Consider the following 16,591-nt stretch of genomic DNA (forward strand, 5'->3'; position numbering starts at 1 on the left):
CGCGACCGGGCCGGCCGGCGCGACCGGGCCAGCCACCGCGACCGGGCCAGCCACCGCCACCGGGCCAGCCACCGCCACCGGGCCAGCCACCGCCACCGGACCGGCTGGGGTGGCCCGAGCGCGCACCTCGACCGAGCCGGGCGGGCCGGCCGGGGCGGTTGCGCGCTGATGGCCACGGTCGCCGTCGCCGGGGCCGGGGTCACCGGCCTCGTCACCGCGATCGGGTGCGCGCGGGCCGGGCACCGGGTCGTCGTCCTCGACCGCGGGCCCATCCCCAACCCCGCGTCCACCTCGTCCGACCAGCACCGGGCCCTGCGGGTCCTGCGCCCGGACGACGTCGACGGCACCGCCCGGATGGCTGAAGCCCGCCGCCGCTGGGCGGACCTGGAAGCACTGCTGGGGGCCGGCTTCGTCCGGCCCGTCGGCGTGGTCACCGCCGGCACCCCGGACGAACTCGAGCGGGCCTTCGACACCGCTCGCCAGGCCGGGGTGCCCGCCACCGCGGTCGCACCGGACACCCTGCCGCCCGTCCTGTTCCCCGACGGGACCGGCGGGGTGTTCGACCCCGGCGGCGCCGTGCTGCTGGCCGACCGGTTCCTCCGGGCGGCCGTCGGCTGGCTCGCCGCGCACCCCGAAGTGACCCTGCGGCCGAGGTGCGCCGTCGCCGGAGTCCAAGACCACCTCCTGGTCTTGGCCTCCGGCGAGGAGGTCGGCGCGGACGCGGTGCTGCTCGCCGGTGGGCCGTGGACCAGCGGCCTCGCCGGGCCGCCCGTCGTGCTGCACCGGCAGACCATGGCCTACCTGCGCCCGCCGCCGCACCTGGCCGGCTGGTGGGCGTCGGCGCCCGGGGTCGGCCGGATCGGGGGCGACCGGCGGGCCTGGCTGCTGCCGCCCGGGGGCGGGACCCTGCTCAAGATCAGTTCGGACGCGGTGTGCCGGGAAGTCACCACCACCGCGGACCCCGACCGCGGACCGTGGGCCGGCCGGCTGCTCTCCGAGCCCATCCTCGCCGGAGCCGAGGACTACGCCGTGGTCGCGGTGCGGGACTGCCACTACGCGGCCGACGCCGTCACCGGTGGGCCCGTCCTCGCCCGGATTCACCCCTCGGTGTGGGCCCGGTCCGCTTGCGGCGGCTCCGGTTTCGGCGCCGCCCCGCTCGTCGCCCGGGAAATCCTCGGCGCCGTCACCAGAGTGACCGACAAGGAGTGTGCGTAGTGGAGTTCACGATCGTGGGTGCCGGCATGGCCGGTGCGTTCCTCGCGCTCTCGCTGGGCCGGCAGGGACACGTCGTGACGGTGTACGACCGCCGGCCGGACCCGCGCGGGACCACCGTCGCGGCGACGTCCATGAACCTGGGCCTGTCCCGGCGCGGCCTGGCGGCGCTGGACCGCCTGGGGTTGTCGGGCGAGGTGAAGCGGTTCGTCGTGCCCATGCGCGGGCGCCTGCTGCACAACACCGACGCCAGCCTGCGCTTCTCCTCCTACGGCGACGGCGGCATCCTCGCCATCCAGCGCCAGGACCTCAGCGCGCTGCTGGTCGACGCGGCCCTCCGGGAACCCGGCGTGCGGTTCGTGTTCGACACGCGGTGCACCGGCGTGGACCGCGACCTGCCGTCGGCGACCTTCGAGGCTCCGGACGGACGGACCTACACGGTCGAATCGGACGTCGTGGTGGGCGCGGACGGCGCGTTCTCGGCCGTCCGCCGGTTCATGCACCACGAGCTGCGCGCGGAGTTCTCGCAGAGCTACCTCGAATGGGGCTGGCGCGAGCTCCACATCCCGGCCGCCGCCGACGGCACCCACCGGATGGCCGACGACGTCTTCCACCTGTGGCCCCGCGGCGACACCATGATGTTCGCCCACCCCAACCGCGACGGGTCCTTCACCTGTTCCTGCGTCCTCCCGTTCCACGGCCCCGCCGGTTTCGACTCGCTGCGGACGCCGTCGGACGTGGAATCCTTGTTCCGCCGGGAATTCCCCGACGTCCTGGCGCTGGTCCCCGACCTCGGCGAAGCGTTCCTGCGCCGGCCCACCTTCAACCTCGTCACCGTCAGCACCGCCCCGTGGACCTACGAAGGGAAGGTGGCGCTGATCGGCGACGCCTGCCACGCCGTCTACCCGTTCCTGGCCCAGGGCATGAACTCGGCCTTCGAGGACGCGCTCGAGCTGACCGACAGCCTGGCCGTCCACCCCGCCGACCCGGCGGCGGCGCTCGCCCGGTACTACGCCCGCCGCAAGCCCAACACCGACGCCCTCGCCACCATGTCGCACCGCAACTTCGCCGAGCTGCGCGACACCGTGCGATCCCCGGCGGTCCGCCTGGAGCGAGCCTGCGACACCCTCCTGGAGAAGGTGCTGCGCCACCGCTGGATGCCGCTGCACGCCATGGTCACCAACACCACCATCCCCTACCGGCAGGCCCAGCACCGGGCGACCCGCCAGCACCGGCTGCTGACGTTCCTCGGTGCGACCGCCCTCTCGGCCGCTGCCCTCGCCGCGGGCCGGCGGCTCCGCCGCTGACCCGCCGACGGAAAGAGGCCTTCGCCGATGGTCCGGCGAAGGCCTCTTTCCCGTGCGGGGACGCCCTTACCCGGGACGGACCTCGATCCGCACGAGGCCGGCGCCCTTCTCAGCACGCTGCAGCGCCTCGGCCGGGCCGTCCGCCTGGGCCATGACCAGGCCCGCGCGGTCCCACGAACTGCGCAGGCCGGCGAACCGGTGCCCGGGGCCGACCTGGAGGTCGACGAGGAACACGCCCTCCACCCGGCGGGCCTGGTCCAGGCCCGCCACGGCGTCGATCACGCCGGGCTCCATGGTGACGAACCGCACCGCCGCGCCACCGGTCGCCCGGGTGGGCAGCGGAGGCGGGTGCTCGCCGCGCATCACGGCGAAGTACGCACGCAGCAGCTCGATCGAATAGGCGCGGTCGATGATCTCCATGATGCCGTCGCCGGCGATCCGGCCCGCGCACTCCACCAGGTACGGCACGCCGTCGTCGCCCACGATCCACTCGCAGTGCACGATCCCGTCGCCGAACCCGGTGGCCGCGACGACCCGGCGGGTGACGTCCGTGAGGATTTCGGTGAGCTCGCCGGGGATGTCGGCCGGCACGATGTGGGCCAGTTCCACCGGCCGCGGACCCGGGTAGAGCTGCTTGCCCGTGACGTTGGCGAACAACTGCCGCCCGCCGCGCACGAGCATCTCGACGCTGTACTCGGCGCCGGGCACGTACCGCTCGGCCAGCATCCGCAGTTCCATCGGCCGGTCCGGGACGAAGACGCCCTCGTCCTGCTCGACGCAGTCCGCCCAGGCCCGGTCGACCTCGTCCGGGTCGTGCACGATCCGGGTGCCCACGGCGGCCTGCCGGTTCGCGGGCTTGAGCACCACCGGGCCGGGGCAGGCGCGCATGAACTCGAGCACGTCCACGGGGCCGGTCACGGTGGCGCTCTCCGGGTTGGCCAGCCCGGCCGCCGCGCTGACCCGGCGCAGCACGGCCTTGTCCCGCAGGACGAGCGCGGCGCCGAGGCTCGCGCCCGGCAGGCCGTAGCGTTCGGCGAGCCGGGCGGCGAACGGCGTGGCGTACTCGATCAGCGGGATCACCGCGACCGGGTCCAGGTCCGGGTGGGCGGCGTGGAACTCGTCGGCCGAGCCGAGCCGGGTGTACTCCCACCCGACCAGTTCCCGGACCAGGGCGGACCCGGCCAGTCGCGCGCGCAGGTCCCGCTTGCGGATCACGTCCGGCTCTTCGACGAGGACGACCGAGCCGTCGGGTTCGGCGCCGGTCAGGGCCATCAGCACCGGCGTCACGAACCCGACGACCACGACGGGCCGCTCACGCATCGGCTTCGGACTCCGTCTTGGGCTTGTCCACGATGCCGAGCATGAACCGCATGGAGGGCCGGGCACCGACCAGGTGCGCCCCGACGGTCTGGGTGACGCGGTCGCGCGCGGTCGGGTGCATGGCCATGGTCACCGCGTCCCGGAGCCACCGGTTCATCGGGTCACCGGACCGGATCGCCGCGGTGCCGAGCAGGTCGCACAGCCGCAGCACGACCCGCTTGGCCATCTGGAACGCCTGCCAGCCGGTCAGCGCCGGCGCGACCCGCTCGTCGGGCGTCAGGTCGTCCAGCGTGCCGGTGCCGTCCGCGGTGACCTCCCACTGCCGTTCCAGGGCGCGGTACACGCCGGCCCGGGTCGTGCTGTAGTCGGCCTCGCACTCGGCGAGGGTGATCTGGATGTGCTCGTTGTCCTTCCAGGCGACGCCGCTCATCCGCCACGGCGAGCCCTTCAGCATGTCGACCCGCTCGATGGTGAGACCGCGGACGTAGTCCAGCGCGGCCCGCGCGACCCCGAGCGGGGCCCCGCACATGCTGCGCTGGATCACGTCCGGCTGCACCAGCGGCCCGTTCGGGACCTTCGGGTTGTCGAACGTCAGCGTGTGGTTCTCCGGCACGAACACGTCCGTGATCGTGTAGTCGCTGCTGCCGGAGCCGCACAGGCCGAGGGTGTACCAGTTGTCGAGCGAGCGGATCTGGTCCCCCGGCACCATGAACAGGCGTGACTCGTGCGGGTTGCTGCCGTCCGGGCTGGCGTAGGGCTCACCGTTCTCGAACACCATCGCGCCCGAGGCCACCCAGTCGGCGTGCGTCGAGCCGCTGCCGAACCCCCACCGGCCGGTGAGCCGGTAGCCGCCGGGAACGCGTTCGGCGTGCCCGGTCACCGGGAGCACCCCCGCCGAGTGCATGTCGATGCTGGTGAACATCCGGCGGGCCTCGTCCTGGTCGAGGAAGTTCGCGTGCAGGCCGATGTCCGAACCGAGCTTGGCGCACCAGCCGACGGAGGCGTCGCCGTAGGACAGCGCCTCGATCACCTCGGTCTGCTCCATCGACGTCATCTCGGGGCCGCCCCAGGCCCGGCTGAACCCGATCCGGAAGACACCGGCGTCGCGCAGCAGCTGCACGACGTCCTCGGGGAGGCTCCGGTTCGCCTCGATCTCCGCGGCCCGTTCGCGCAGGACCGGCGCGAGCGCCTTCGCGTTCGCGAGGATCTGCGCGCCGGTCAGCGGCACGTCGGTGCGGGCGGGCTCGGTCATGGTCATGCGGAAACTCCCTCGTGTTCGTCGACGTCGAGCAGCCCGGCGGGCATTTCGAACGCGGTACCGGGTTCCGGTGGGCCGACCGGGACGGCGTCGACCCGCACCGCGGCGGCGGCCGTGTCCAGTCGCCGGCCGCAGGTTTCGGGGTCGTCGGCCTCGCACACCACGAACGAGTGGCGGGCGAGGTAGCCGCCGGGTGGCAGCCGCAGGGTGGTGCCGGGTGCGGTCATCGGCGCCGCGAGGACCAGCCCGGGCACCTGCTCGGAATCGGCGGGGACGGTGATTTCCCGGACCAGGCAGTCGTGCTCCGGGTAGCCGAACCGGATGCCGGCGACCGCGTGCCGGGCCGGGCTGATGACCGGCCGGGTCCCGGTGGTGACGGCGAACAGGACCTCGCCGGGGTCGATGCCGGTGGCCGCCTTGCCGAGGAACGGGATCAGGTCGCCGCCGAGCCGACCGTTGACCTCGATGATCACCGGGCCGCGGTCGGTCAGCCGGACCTCGGTGTGGGTGATGCCGTCTTCGACGCCGAGCGCGCGGTGCGCCCGCACCAGCACGTCCAGCAGCTCCGCGTCGTGCAGCAGCGGGTCGCGGGCGTCGACGACGTGGCCGACCTCTTCGAAGTACGGCTGGTCGCCGGTTTGCTTGCGGGCGACGAACATCGGCAGGTATTCGCCCTTGTGCACGGCGGCGTCGACGCTGATCTCCGGCCCGCGGACGAAGCCCTCCACGATCGCGGCCCCGCCGTAGCGGCTCTGGTCGACCGTGGCCGCCCCCATCGCGACCGCGAACGCGGCGTCCAGCTCGGACTCGTCGCGGGCGGACACCACGCCGATGCTCGCGCCCATCGCCCGCGGCTTGAGCACCACCGGGTAGCCGATCCGGGCGGCGGCCGCACGCGCCTCGTCGAGGCCGGTGGTCAGGGCGTACCCCGGCTGCGGCAGCCCTTCGGCGGTCAGCACGGTCCGGGTGCGGTTCTTGTCCCGGCAGCCGCGGACCCCGGCAACGCTCAGACCGGGCACGCCGAGTTCGGCGGCGAGCTCGCCCGCGGCGAGCACGACGGGTTCGTCCCAGCACATCAGGCCGACGACGTGGTGCCGTCCGGCGACCGCGCGGGCGGCGGCGAGCATCTCGTCGGCGTCGAACACGTCGACGTGGACGATGTCGTCGAAGTAGCGGCGCTGCCAGGTCGGCTTGAGGTTGTTCAGCAGCACCAGCCCGAGCCCGGCCCGGCGGGCGCACCGGTGGATCGACGCGACCAGGTATTCGCGGTAGGTCCGCAGCCCGCTGCCGATGACCAGCAGCACACTCTGGGGTTCCTTCATGCTCGCTCTCCCACGGCTTCCGGTTCGGGAACGGGCGCCGGCGCCGGGGGCGTCCGGAGACCGTAGATGTGCATCGAGCCGGCGACGACGGACAACAGCGCGCAGCAGCCCCAGAACACCGGGCCGCCGTACCGGCTCCAGACGAACAGCCCCAGCACCGGCCCGATCGTCGCGGCCAGGCCGGACAGCGTCTCCTTCGTCGCGATGTAGCGGCTGCGGACCTCGGCCGGGAAGGTGGCCGGGTGCGCGGCCGTGCTCGGTCCGTGGATCATCAGCCCGGACACCGCGAAGAGCGCGCCGGCGAGCACGAAGAACGGGTGCTGGGCGATCAGCCCGTAGAGGGTGAACCCGAGCCCGCTGACCAGGTTTCCGGTCAGCCCGGCGAGGTACTTCGGGATGCGGACGATGTAGGTGGTGATCTTCAGTTCACAGGTGATCAGCACGACCGAGGAGATCACCAGCACCGTGCTGTACAGCCCGACCGGGTAGCCGGCGGAGACGATGTTCAGCGGCAGCACCGCGACCGATCCGGCGTAGATCATCATGCCGAACACGCCGGCCACCAGGTAGCAGAGGAACCGGGTGTCGCGGAGCATCGTCCGGTACACCGCCCGAGCGCTGGTGGCCCTCGCGGGACCGCTGCCGGGCTCGGTCCGCTGCCGATCCCCCGTGCGCCGCGGCAGCAAGGCGAACGCCAGCAGGGCCCACGCCGCCGCGGTCGCGCCGTCCAGCCAGAACAGCAGGTCCCAGTTCACCAGGATGAGCACGGCCGCCAGCAGCGGCGCCACGGCGGCGCCGATGTTCAGCGCGATGCGCATCATCGAGAAGCCCATGACCTTGTGCTCTTCCGGCATCGACTCGGCGAGCAGCACCGCCGCCGCCGGCCGGTAGGCCTGGATGGCCAGCCCGGACAGCGCGACCACCGCGAGCAGGGCCGCGGGCACGCCCCGGACCAGCGGGATCGACGCGACGAGCGGCGCCGCGCACGTCATCACGCCCACGATCGTCGTCCGGCCGCCGAACCGGTGGGTCAGCTCGCCGCCCAGCATGGCGCCGAAGATCGCGCCCACGCTGTAGGCGGCGAGGCAGACGCCGGCGAAGCCGGGCGAGCTGCCCCGGAACGTCAGGTACAGCACCAGGAACGTCTGGACGAACGCGCCCAGCTGGTTGACCAGCATGCCGGCCAGCAGGTACCGGACCGGGGCGGGGGTCGCCCGCAGCACCGCGAAGACGCCGGTCCGCGTACTGCCGGTCACCCGGCCACTTCCTTGGTCGGTCGCACAGTCACCTCCGTGGTCACGAACTCGCGACGGCCGGCGGGGCACGTGTGTCCACAACGGACGGTGAGCGCCGCCGGCCCGATGCACGAAGGCTAGGTTCGGCCGGTTCCCCGGGGGTAGGGGAACTATTCCCGCCGCCCCGGGAATCTCGCCGGCACCGGCGGCCGCTGCGCGGCGAAAATCTTGACCAGCTCGGGGATCGCGTAGCGCCCGGCGACGTCCGCACGCCGGAGGAGCCCGGCATCCACAATGGACTCCAGGAGCTCGTCGGCGGTCTCGACGACGACCCCCATCGCCGCGGCGATGCGCGCCGGTGTCGTCCAGGCCGCGCCGTTCGTCCCGAAGTGGTGGACGGCCGCCCGTCCCGCGGCGGGGAGGCTTTCGTACGCCGCGGCGAACCGGTCGCGGACGTTGACGTCCCCGACGCTGAGGCTGTCCAGCAGCCGTTCGCGGCCGGAAAGCCGGCCGGCCATCGCGGCGATCGGCCATTCCGGCCGCGCCGCGATCTTGCGCCCGATGATGCTGACGGCCAGCGGCAGATCCCCGCACCGTGCGGCGATCGCGTCCGCGGCGGCGTGCTCCGCGCGGATCCGCTGTTCGCCGGCGATCTTCCCGAGCAACGCCAGCGATTCCGCACGGGCGAAGGCGGTCAGTTCGACCCGGTGCGCGTCCTCCAGGGCCGGCAGCCGGGCGCGGCTGGTCACCACGACCTGGCTGTGTGCCGTCCGGCCGAGCAGCGGGCGCACCTGCGCCTCGGTGCCGGCGCCGGTCAGCAGGACGAACAGGCGGTGTTCGGCCAGCAGCGACCGGTACAGGTCGACCCGGTGCGCCGGGTCTTCGGGCACGAGGTGGGCCGGTACGCCGAGGGCGCGCAGGAAGCCCCGCACGATGCCGTCGGTGGAGCGGGTGCCCGTTCCACCGTCGCCGAGGTCGGCGTAGAGCTGCCCGTCCGGGAAGTCCGCGGCGACCTGCTCGGCCAGCCGCAACGCGAAGACGGTTTTCCCGGTGCCGATCGGCCCGGTGACGAGCACCGGCGGCTTCCCCGGCCCGCTCGCCGCGGCCGCGTCCGCCAGCTCCGGTTGCCGGCCGACGAAGGTTCTCGAGCCGGGTGGTAGTTGAGCCGGCCGGACGGCCTTGGTGCGCGACTTCGGTGGTTCGTCCTCCCCCTTCTGGCCGGCGATGCTCCGCCAGCGCCGTTCCCACGCGGCGCGGTCCCCGCCGCAAGCGGACACGAAGGCCAGCGTCACGGCCAAGGTGGGCAGCCGCCGGCCGCTGGCGGCACTGGACAGCACGGACGGCGCGAAGTGCGCGGCCCGGGCGAGTTCCCGGTAGCTGGCGTTCCCGGCCCGGCTCCGCAGCACCCGCAGTTCGTGAGCGAAGGCGGCGATCGGTCCGGCGGTGAGGTCCAGCGGGCGTTCTGGCCGACCCATGCCATCTCCCTCTGCCTGAGCTCATTGCTAAAGGGGCAACGAGCTTTACCACAGATACAAAGGGAAATCGGGCCGTCGCGGATGGCCCGATCGGCGTAACCCGGATGGCAGGAAACGACGCCGTTTTTCCGGTCACCGCAGCGGTCCTCGGCACTACGGTGGGCACCACCGCCCGGCGATCAGCCGTCGATTCCGGCCGGGACAACGCCTTTCGCGCGGCCAGCACGGTGTATCACGGCGCTCCCCGGCGGCTCTGCACGCCGAGGAGGAAACACGATGAACCTGTTCCGTTCGCGCCGCGCGATCGTGCTGCTGGCCCTCGGGGTGGCCGGCTGCGCGACCCCGGCCGTCCCCGATGCGCCGAGCAGCACCGGCCCGGACGCCACCACGACCGAATCCCCGCCGCCGACCCCCGGCACCGAACCGAGCGGCCCGGAGCGGCCGCGGACTGGTGACCACGAGGTCGCGATCTCGATCCCCGAACTGCCGATCGGCGGGAACGCCGACCCCGCGGGGGCCGGGAAACTGTGTGCGACCGCGAGCTGGCTGCAGCCGGACGCGTTGCCGGACGGCGGCGTCACGGTCACCCGGATCTGGGCCGATCCACCGGACGGCTTCCACGTCGGCGGCAGCTGCGGCGGGCTCCGCGGGTGCGCCTCGTACACCTTCCGCCCGGGTGGCGGCCAATGCTCGGTCACGATCACCGGGCCCGGGACCGCCGGGGGCGCGCAGCTGAAGTTCGCCGGCCGCTTCCCCTGCGCGCCCGGGCGGGAAAGCTCGTGCCGGGAGCTGACGGCCCGGATCAACCCGGGGGCGATCGGCCTGCCCGAGCCGGAGGAGACCACCGAACCGGAGTCCTCGCCGAGCGCGACCGGCTGACGTGGCGGAAGAACCCGGCCGGCTGGAACGGCTCGTCGAGGCGGGCAAGGCCGTCATCCCGCCGCTGACGCTGCTCAGCGCGCTGCTGTTCTACTTCGGCTACGTCTCGGCGCGTTCGCAGTACGAGTACTTCGGCGTCGACGTCGACACGATCGGGCTGGGCACGCAGGACTACATCATGCGCAGCCCGCAGCCCCTGCTGACGCCGCTGCTGGTGTTCGCGGCGGCCGGCGCCGGCTCGGTCGCGGTGCACGCGGCCGTCCGGCGCCGGATCCACCCCGGGGCCGCCGCCCGGACGGTCCGCCGGATGCGCCGGCTGGGCCGCGCCGCGCTGGTCGCCGGGCTGGTCGCCCTGACGGGTGGTCTCCTGCTGCTCCTGGGCTACCCGTTCCTGCGCGACTGGCGGTGGTACGGACTGGTGACCCCGCTGCTGATCGCGGTGGGCGGCACGTTGTCCGGCTCCGGGGCGGCCCTCGGCCGGCTCCTGCGTCCCGCGGTCCCGGCGACGCCGTTCCGCCGGACTTCGACGGTGCTCGTCTCTTTCGTCGTCGCGGTCAGCGCGTTCTGGATGACCGCCACCGTGGCGCAGTGGTCCGGCCGGGGACTGGCGATGGACCAGGCGAATCGCCTCGGCCGGCTGCCCAGCGTCATCCTCGACACGAAAGAAAGCCTGTTCCTGCGCAGTCCCGGCGTCCAGGAAACGAAACTGCCGGCGTCGGACGGGCAGACGTTCCACTACCGGTACCGGAACCTGCGGCTGCTGATCCACGGCAAGGACCGGATGTTCCTGGTCGCCGACAAGTGGTCGGCGAGCAATGCGACGATCATCGTCCCGCTCGACGGCTCGGTGCGCGTCCAGTTCCAGTTCCAGAACCAGCCGCCGTGACCGCGGGAACGCATTCCGCGGGTATCAAGCGGTGGCCCGCCCGCTCCGGGAAGTGTGCCCAGGAAAATCCGGCCGCTCGGCGGCCACCAGCGCGACGATCGCCGGAGTGTTGCGCACCCGCGCCAGGCACCGGGCGCGCGTCGGGCCGATCGAGCCGATCGGGATTCCCAGCGTCGCGCTGATTTCCCGGTAGGACCTCGGCGGGTCGTCGAACAGCAGCGACAGCAGCTCCCGGTCCGGCCGGGACAGCTGGGCGCAGGCCGCGCGGGCGGCGACCAGGCGTTCGGCTCCGATCACCGTGGCGTCGGACGCGGGGCCCTCCGGATCGGCGAACATCGCGCCGTCGGTGGGGATCTGCCGGGTGCGGTGGCGCAGCAGCCGCAGGCACTCGTGCCGGGCGGTGGTGCGCAGCCAGCCGGGCAGCGCGTCCGGTTCGCGGATCTGCGCCAGGTTCGCCACCAGCCGCAGCCACACCGCGCCGCTGATGTCCTGGGCGTCCGCGCCGGTGATCCGGTGCTGCCGGCACACCGCGTGGATCAGCGAAGAATAGCGGGCGACCAGCTCCCGCCAAGCCCATTCCGCACCTCGGGCCGCATTTTCCAGCAATCGGGCCGGCGACTCTTCCCGCATGGTCCCTCCTCCTACTCGACGGTTCCCGGGTTCACGATTTCGCCACGCCCTGTACGCCGACCTTGCAGAGACCTTGCGGTGGGAGCAGCATCGACGTCGCCGGTTCGGACGTGTCGAGCACGGGGAGTCCGCCGCATGGAATTTCGGCTGTTCGGGGAGGTGCAGCTGCGCGTCGCGGGCGAGCCGCTGGACGTCGGAACACCGCGCCGGCAGGCCGTTCTCGCCGCATTGGCCGTCGATGCCGGGCGCCCGGTTCCGATCGAGACGCTGATCGACCGGGTTTGGGGCGAAAATCCCCCGGGAGAAGCGCGCAATGTGGTCTATTCCCACCTGAGCCGAATACGCCGGCTCCTCGATCGGGTGACGGAACTGACCGGCACCCCGGCCGGGCTCACCCGGAAAACCGCGGGTTACGTGCTGGAAATCGACCCGGGTGTCGTCGACCTGCACCGGTTCGCCCACCTGGTCGAGCAGGGGAACGACGTTCGCGCCCCCGACGCCGACCGGGCCGCGGCGCTGTCCGAGGCCCTGCGCGGCTGGCGGGGGGCGCCGCTGGCCGGCCTCCACGGCGACTGGGCCGAGCGGGTCCGCACGACCTGGCACCGCCGCCGGCTCGACGCGGCGGTGACCTGGGGTGAGCTGGAGCTGCGGCTCGGCCGGACCGGCGCGGTCCTGGACGCGCTGTCCGAGCTGGCGGCGGAGTACCCGCTCGCGGAACCGCTCGAAGCGCTGCTCATGCGCGCGCTGCACGCCGCGGGGCGCGATGCGGAGGCCCTCGAACGCTACGCCGCCGTCCGGACCCGGCTCGCCGACGCGCTCGGCACCGATCCCGGCGCCGAGCTGCGGGCGCTGCACGGCGAGCTCCTGCGGGGCGAGCCGGCGCCCGGGCCGCGGGCCGCCCCCGCCGTCACCCCGGCGCAGCTGCCCCCGGACACGCCGGGGTTCGCGGGCCGGGAACGGGCGTTGCGGCGCCTCGACGAGATCAAGGGCGAGCTGTCCCCCGCGCCGCGGATCGTCGTGCTGTCGGGCACCGCCGGGGTCGGCAAGACCGCGCTGGCGCTGCACTGGGCGCACGCGGCGGCCGGCGACTTCCCCGGCGGCCAGCTGTACGTGAACCTGCGCGGCTTCGATCCGACCGGGTCACCGGTGGCCCCGGCCGACGCCGTGCGCGGCTTCCTCGAAGCCCTCGACGTCCCGGACGACCGGATCCCCCGCACCCTGGACGCCCAGGCCGGCCTGTACCGGACGCTGCTGGCGAACCGGCGCGTCCTGGTCGTGCTGGACAACGCCCGGGACGCCGGCCAGGTGCGTCCGCTGCTGCCGGGTGCGCCGGGCAGCGTGGTGCTGGTGACCAGCCGCGACCAGCTCACCGGTCTGGTCACGGCGGGCGCGCGTCCGCTCGCCGTCGATCTCCTGGACACCGCGGAGGCGCGTGCGCTGCTGCGCGGGCGGATCGGCGTGGACCGGATCGCGGCCGAACCCGCCGCGGCCGACGAGATCATCGCCCTGTGCGCCCACCTGCCCCTGGCCCTCGCGGTGGTGGCGGCCCGCGCGGCGATCCACCCCGGGTTCGGGCTGGCGGTGCTGGCCGGCCAGCTGCGGGACGCGCACGGCCTCGACGAGTTCGCCGCCACCGACCCGGCGACCGACCCCCGCGCGGTGTTCTCCTGGTCGTACCTGCGCCTGGACCCCGCGGCGGCCCGGCTGTTCCGCCTCCTCGGCCTGCACCCCGGCCCGGACATCGCCGCGCCGGCGGCGGCGAGCCTGGCCGGCCTGCCCGCCGGGCGGACCCGGGTGCTGCTGACCGAGCTGGCGAACGCGCACCTGATCGCCGAGCCCGCTCCCGGTCGGTACACGCTGCACGACCTGCTGCGCGCCTACGCCGCGGAGCTGGCGTACGAGGAGGAGTCCCCGGCCGGGCGCGAAGCGGCTGTCCACCGGATGCTCGGCCACTACGCCCACACCGCGTACCTCGCCGACGGGTTCCTCGACCCCCGCCTGGAGGTACCACCCGAGCTGACCCCGCTCCCCCAGGGAGCCGAGCCCGAACGGATCACCGACCACCGCCGGGCGCTGGCGTGGTTCGAGGCCGAGCACCGGGTGCTGCTGCAGGTCGTGCACGCGGGTGCCGAGTTCGACGTCCGGGTCTGGGAGCTCGCCTGGTCGATGCAGCGGTTCCTGTTGCGGCGAGGATATTGGCACGACGAAGGAGAAGTGCTCACCGAGGCGCTGGCCGCCGCAGGTCGCCTCGGCGACGAGCGCAAGCAGGCGTTCGCGCACCTGCACCTGGGCGTCACGCACGCCCGGTTCGGCAGGCACGCCGAAGCCGAGGGCGATCTACGAGCCGCGCTGCGCTTGTACCGCGCGAGTGACGACGCCATCGGACAGGCCTACACCCACCGGCAATTCGCCTGGCTGCTGGACAAGCAGGGAGCCGTCGCCGACGCGCTTCGGCACGCGGAGCGGGCTCTGGAGCTGTTCGGCGCAGCCGGGCACCAGGCGGGCCAGGCGACGGCGCTCAACGCGGTCGGCTGGTTCCACACCTTGTCCGGTGCGCACGCCTCGGCCATCGAATACTGCCGGCGGGCCCTCGACCTGCAGGCGCTCCTCGGCGACCGGATGGGCGCGGCCCAGAGCTGGCACAGCATCGCCCGCGCCCACCAGCAGCTCGGCGACCACAGCCAGGCGATCGCCTGCTACGAGAACGCGCTGGAACTCGTGGACGGCAACGGGAACCTCCTGATGGAGGCGCGCGTGCTCATCGATCTCGCGAACCTCCGCCGGGAACTGGGCGATGTCGAGTCCGCCCGCACCGGCTGGCAGCGGGCCCACGACATCCTCGCGCACCTCGCTCATCCGGAAGCCGACGAGGTACGCACGAGGATCGCAGAAGTACACAGTGGATAGTCACCGAAAAGGAGAAGCCCCATGTCCGAATTCGCCACCCTGTGGCCGAAGATCAAAGAACTCACGGAGGACCTGCCGGAGCCGCAGAAGGAGCTGCTGGCCGCCATATTCTGGCTCGCCTGGGCGGCGACCGCGCAGGAGAAGGCGCTCGAAGAAGGCTTCGTCGACTCGTTCACGCCGGAGCAAGCGACGTTGCTCCAGCAGTATTCCTCCGGCAGCGGAGCGGTGGTCGCGGTGCCCCGGCTGATCAAGGCCTCCTCCATCAGAGCGGGAACCCGGCCGTGACCACGCCCCCTGCCGTTCTCGTCTCGATGCCGTTCCTCGACGCCGACCGGCCGTCCATCCAGCTCGGGCTGCTCAAGGCGATCGGGGAACGGCACGGGTTCGGAGTCCGCACCCGGCACCTGAACCTCGACTTCGCCGTGCGGATCGGGGTCGACCGGTACCGGCGGCTGGCCGACCACCGCGGCCGGCAGCTCGGGGACTGGCTCTTCTCCGTCGCGGCGTTCGGCGACGGCGCGCCGGACCCGGACGGGAAGCTGCTCACCGAGCTCGCCGCCGAACTGTCCTACCTGGACGACTCGGCCGCGGCGGCTGCGGAGTGGCTGGCGGCCGTCCGGGACCGGGACGTGCCCGCCTTCCTCGACGCCGTCGCCGAGGAGCTCGCCGGGGCCCGGACCGTCTGCTTCAGCTGCACCTTCCAGCAGAACGTGGCCTCCTTCGCCCTGGCGCGCCGGCTCAAGGACCGCGATCCCGGCGTCGTCACCGTGTTCGGCGGGGCCAATTTCGAAGGGGAGATGGGGCTGGAACTGGTCAGGTCCGTCGACTGCATCGACTTCGCGGTGCTCGGCGAAGGGGACGTCGCGTTCCCGCGCCTGCTCGGCGCGCTGGCGAACGGCACGGACCCGGGCGGGATCCCCGGCGTCGCCCGGCGGGTCGGCGACGAGGTCGTCGCGACTCCCGGCGAGGCGCCGCACGAACGGCTCGACGACCTGCCGGTCCCGGACTACGACGAGTACTTCGAACGGGCCGGCCGGGTCGGGCTGCCGACCGGGCACGTCGCCCTGCCGTTCGAGTCGGCCCGCGGGTGCTGGTGGGGCGCCAAGCACCACTGCACGTTCTGCGGGCTCAACGGCACCACCATGCGGTTCCGCGCCAAGTCGCCGTCCCGGGTGCTCGGCGAGCTGGACCGGCAGGCCCGGCGGTACCGGACCTTCCGGTTCGACGCGGTCGACAACATCATGGAACCCGCCTACCTCAAGACGCTGGTGCCGGCCCTGGCCGAGGCCGGCCGGGAGTACCAGCTCTTCTACGAGGTCAAGGCGAACCTGTCCCGCGCCCAGCTGAAGTTGCTCGCCCAGGCCGGCGTCACGCAGCTGCAGCCGGGCCTGGAGTCGCTGAGCTCCGAGGTGCTCCGGCTGATGGGCAAGGGGGTCCGGGCCGCGCAGAACGTCAACTTCCTGCGCTGGGCCCGGTACTACGGCATCGCCGTCGCCTGGAACATCCTCTGGGGGTTCCCGGGCGAGCCGGCCGAGGCGTACGCCGAGCAGGCCGCGGTCGTCCCGCACCTGGCCCACCTCCAGCCGCCGGCCGGCGCGGACCGGTTGTGGCTGGAGCGGTTCAGCCCGCTGTTCACCCAGCCCGGCCGGTTCCCGCTGCGGTCACGGGACCCCGAGCCCAGCTACCGGCAGGTCTATCCATCCACTGTGGACGTCCGCCGGGTGGCGTACTTCTTCGGGTACGAACCCGAGGACGAGCTGCCGCCGGCGGTCTACACGCCGCTGCGGGACGCGGTTTCGGCGTGGTCGGCGGCCTGGGCGGCGGACCCGGCGCCGGTGCTGGTCTACCGCAGCGCTCCGGGGTTCCTGGAGATCTACGACGGCCGGCACCCCGGCAGCCGCGGCACCCACACCTTCCGCGACACCCTCGCCGATCTCTACCTCGCCTGTGTGGAACGACCCCGCACCGCCGCGGCCGTGCACCGCGAACTCGGCCTCACCGTGGGGGTTCCCGCGGTCGAAGCCGCCTTCCGGCGGTTCGGCGAACGGGGGCTGATGTTCCTCGACGGGAACCTCGCGCTCTCCCTGGCCCTGCCCGCGACACCCGGCCGGTGACCGGTATCAAGCGCCTCCCCCGCGCCTCTGTCCGGCGGTAGCACTC

General features: G+C 73.3%; 13 protein-coding genes. 7 read left to right on the forward strand and 6 right to left on the reverse strand.

The genetic code is table 11. The features are described 5' to 3' along the window. Both CCN39_RS33625 and CCN39_RS33630 read left to right on the forward strand, forming a co-directional pair. A partial coding sequence (locus CCN39_RS33625) for an NAD(P)/FAD-dependent oxidoreductase (RefSeq protein ID WP_341867720.1) occupies positions 1–1,215 on the forward strand: 1,215 nt, incomplete at its 5' end. Beyond that, on the forward strand, positions 1,215–2,519 hold the full coding sequence (locus CCN39_RS33630) for an FAD-dependent oxidoreductase (protein WP_086848881.1): 1,305 nt from the start codon (positions 1,215–1,217) through the stop codon (positions 2,517–2,519). The genes CCN39_RS33625 and CCN39_RS33630, both read left to right, overlap by 1 nt. A 66-nt stretch (positions 2,520–2,585) precedes the next feature. Here CCN39_RS33630 and CCN39_RS33635 read toward each other — a convergent pair whose 3' ends face one another. The 5 genes from CCN39_RS33635 to CCN39_RS33655 all read right to left on the reverse strand — a co-directional run bounded on the left by CCN39_RS33635 (position 2,586) and on the right by CCN39_RS33655 (position 9,129). Continuing rightward, positions 2,586–3,839, reverse strand: coding sequence for an ATP-grasp domain-containing protein (locus CCN39_RS33635; RefSeq protein WP_086848883.1), 1,254 nt, complete (start codon positions 3,837–3,839; stop codon positions 2,586–2,588). Then, on the reverse strand, positions 3,832–5,097 hold the full coding sequence (locus CCN39_RS33640; protein ID WP_086848886.1) for an acyl-CoA dehydrogenase family protein: 1,266 nt from the start codon (positions 5,095–5,097) through the stop codon (positions 3,832–3,834). Before CCN39_RS33640 ends, CCN39_RS33635 begins: the two co-directional genes overlap by 8 nt. Then, positions 5,094–6,419: an ATP-grasp domain-containing protein gene (locus CCN39_RS33645; RefSeq protein ID WP_086848888.1), complete on the reverse strand. Its 1,326-nt coding sequence runs from the start codon at positions 6,417–6,419 to the stop codon at positions 5,094–5,096. Before CCN39_RS33645 ends, CCN39_RS33640 begins: the two co-directional genes overlap by 4 nt. Next, on the reverse strand, positions 6,416–7,675 hold the full coding sequence (locus CCN39_RS33650) for an MFS transporter (RefSeq protein ID WP_167455257.1): 1,260 nt from the start codon (positions 7,673–7,675) through the stop codon (positions 6,416–6,418). The genes CCN39_RS33645 and CCN39_RS33650 overlap by 4 nt, the downstream gene beginning before the upstream one ends. A gap of 149 nt (positions 7,676–7,824) precedes the next feature. Then, positions 7,825–9,129: a helix-turn-helix domain-containing protein gene (locus tag CCN39_RS33655; protein WP_086848890.1), complete on the reverse strand. Its 1,305-nt coding sequence runs from the start codon at positions 9,127–9,129 to the stop codon at positions 7,825–7,827. Between the two features lie 276 nt (positions 9,130–9,405). Between CCN39_RS33655 and CCN39_RS33660 the strand changes: the two genes are divergently transcribed. Together CCN39_RS33660 and CCN39_RS33665 are read left to right on the forward strand one after the other, a co-directional pair. Continuing rightward, the gene (locus CCN39_RS33660; protein ID WP_086848892.1) at positions 9,406–10,008 is read left to right on the forward strand and encodes a hypothetical protein; all 603 of its coding nucleotides are present in this window, start codon (positions 9,406–9,408) and stop codon (positions 10,006–10,008) included. A 1-nt stretch (position 10,009) separates the two neighbouring features. After that, on the forward strand, positions 10,010–10,894 hold the full coding sequence (locus CCN39_RS33665) for a hypothetical protein (protein WP_086848894.1): 885 nt from the start codon (positions 10,010–10,012) through the stop codon (positions 10,892–10,894). A gap of 24 nt (positions 10,895–10,918) precedes the next feature. Here CCN39_RS33665 and CCN39_RS33670 read toward each other — a convergent pair whose 3' ends face one another. After that, the gene (locus tag CCN39_RS33670) at positions 10,919–11,524 is read right to left on the reverse strand and encodes an RNA polymerase sigma factor (protein WP_086848896.1); all 606 of its coding nucleotides are present in this window, start codon (positions 11,522–11,524) and stop codon (positions 10,919–10,921) included. A gap of 135 nt (positions 11,525–11,659) precedes the next feature. Here CCN39_RS33670 and CCN39_RS33675 point away from each other — a divergent pair, with 135 nt between their 5' ends. The 3 genes from CCN39_RS33675 to CCN39_RS33685 are packed head-to-tail and all read left to right on the forward strand — an operon-like array spanning position 11,660 to position 16,545. Beyond that, positions 11,660–14,431 (forward strand): AfsR/SARP family transcriptional regulator, encoded by a 2,772-nt coding sequence (locus CCN39_RS33675; protein ID WP_086848898.1) that lies wholly within the window; start codon positions 11,660–11,662, stop codon positions 14,429–14,431. 21 nt (positions 14,432–14,452) lie between these two features. Continuing rightward, positions 14,453–14,716, forward strand: a complete 264-nt coding sequence (locus CCN39_RS33680) for a hypothetical protein (protein WP_086848900.1) — start codon at positions 14,453–14,455, stop codon at positions 14,714–14,716. Next, entirely contained in the window at positions 14,713–16,545 is a 1,833-nt protein-coding gene (locus CCN39_RS33685) for a RiPP maturation radical SAM C-methyltransferase (protein WP_086848902.1), read from the forward strand. The genes CCN39_RS33680 and CCN39_RS33685 overlap by 4 nt, the downstream gene beginning before the upstream one ends. Positions 16,546–16,591: the final 46 nt, after the last annotated feature.

The sequence above is a fragment of the Amycolatopsis kentuckyensis genome (assembly GCF_002155975.1).
GTDB lineage: Bacteria > Actinomycetota > Actinomycetes > Mycobacteriales > Pseudonocardiaceae > Amycolatopsis > Amycolatopsis kentuckyensis.

Coding starts and splice junctions, on each gene's coding strand:
- CCN39_RS33635 (WP_086848883.1), bottom strand. CDS start 3,839: ATGCGTGAGCGGCCCGTCGTGGTCGTCGGGTTCGTGACGCCGGTGCTG.
- CCN39_RS33640 (WP_086848886.1), bottom strand. CDS start 5,097: ATGACCATGACCGAGCCCGCCCGCACCGACGTGCCGCTGACCGGCGCG.
- CCN39_RS33645 (WP_086848888.1), bottom strand. CDS start 6,419: ATGAAGGAACCCCAGAGTGTGCTGCTGGTCATCGGCAGCGGGCTGCGG.
- CCN39_RS33655 (WP_086848890.1), bottom strand. CDS start 9,129: ATGGGTCGGCCAGAACGCCCGCTGGACCTCACCGCCGGACCGATCGCC.
- CCN39_RS33660 (WP_086848892.1), top strand. CDS start 9,406: ATGAACCTGTTCCGTTCGCGCCGCGCGATCGTGCTGCTGGCCCTCGGG.
- CCN39_RS33670 (WP_086848896.1), bottom strand. CDS start 11,524: ATGCGGGAAGAGTCGCCGGCCCGATTGCTGGAAAATGCGGCCCGAGGT.
- CCN39_RS33675 (WP_086848898.1), top strand. CDS start 11,660: ATGGAATTTCGGCTGTTCGGGGAGGTGCAGCTGCGCGTCGCGGGCGAG.
- CCN39_RS33680 (WP_086848900.1), top strand. CDS start 14,453: ATGTCCGAATTCGCCACCCTGTGGCCGAAGATCAAAGAACTCACGGAG.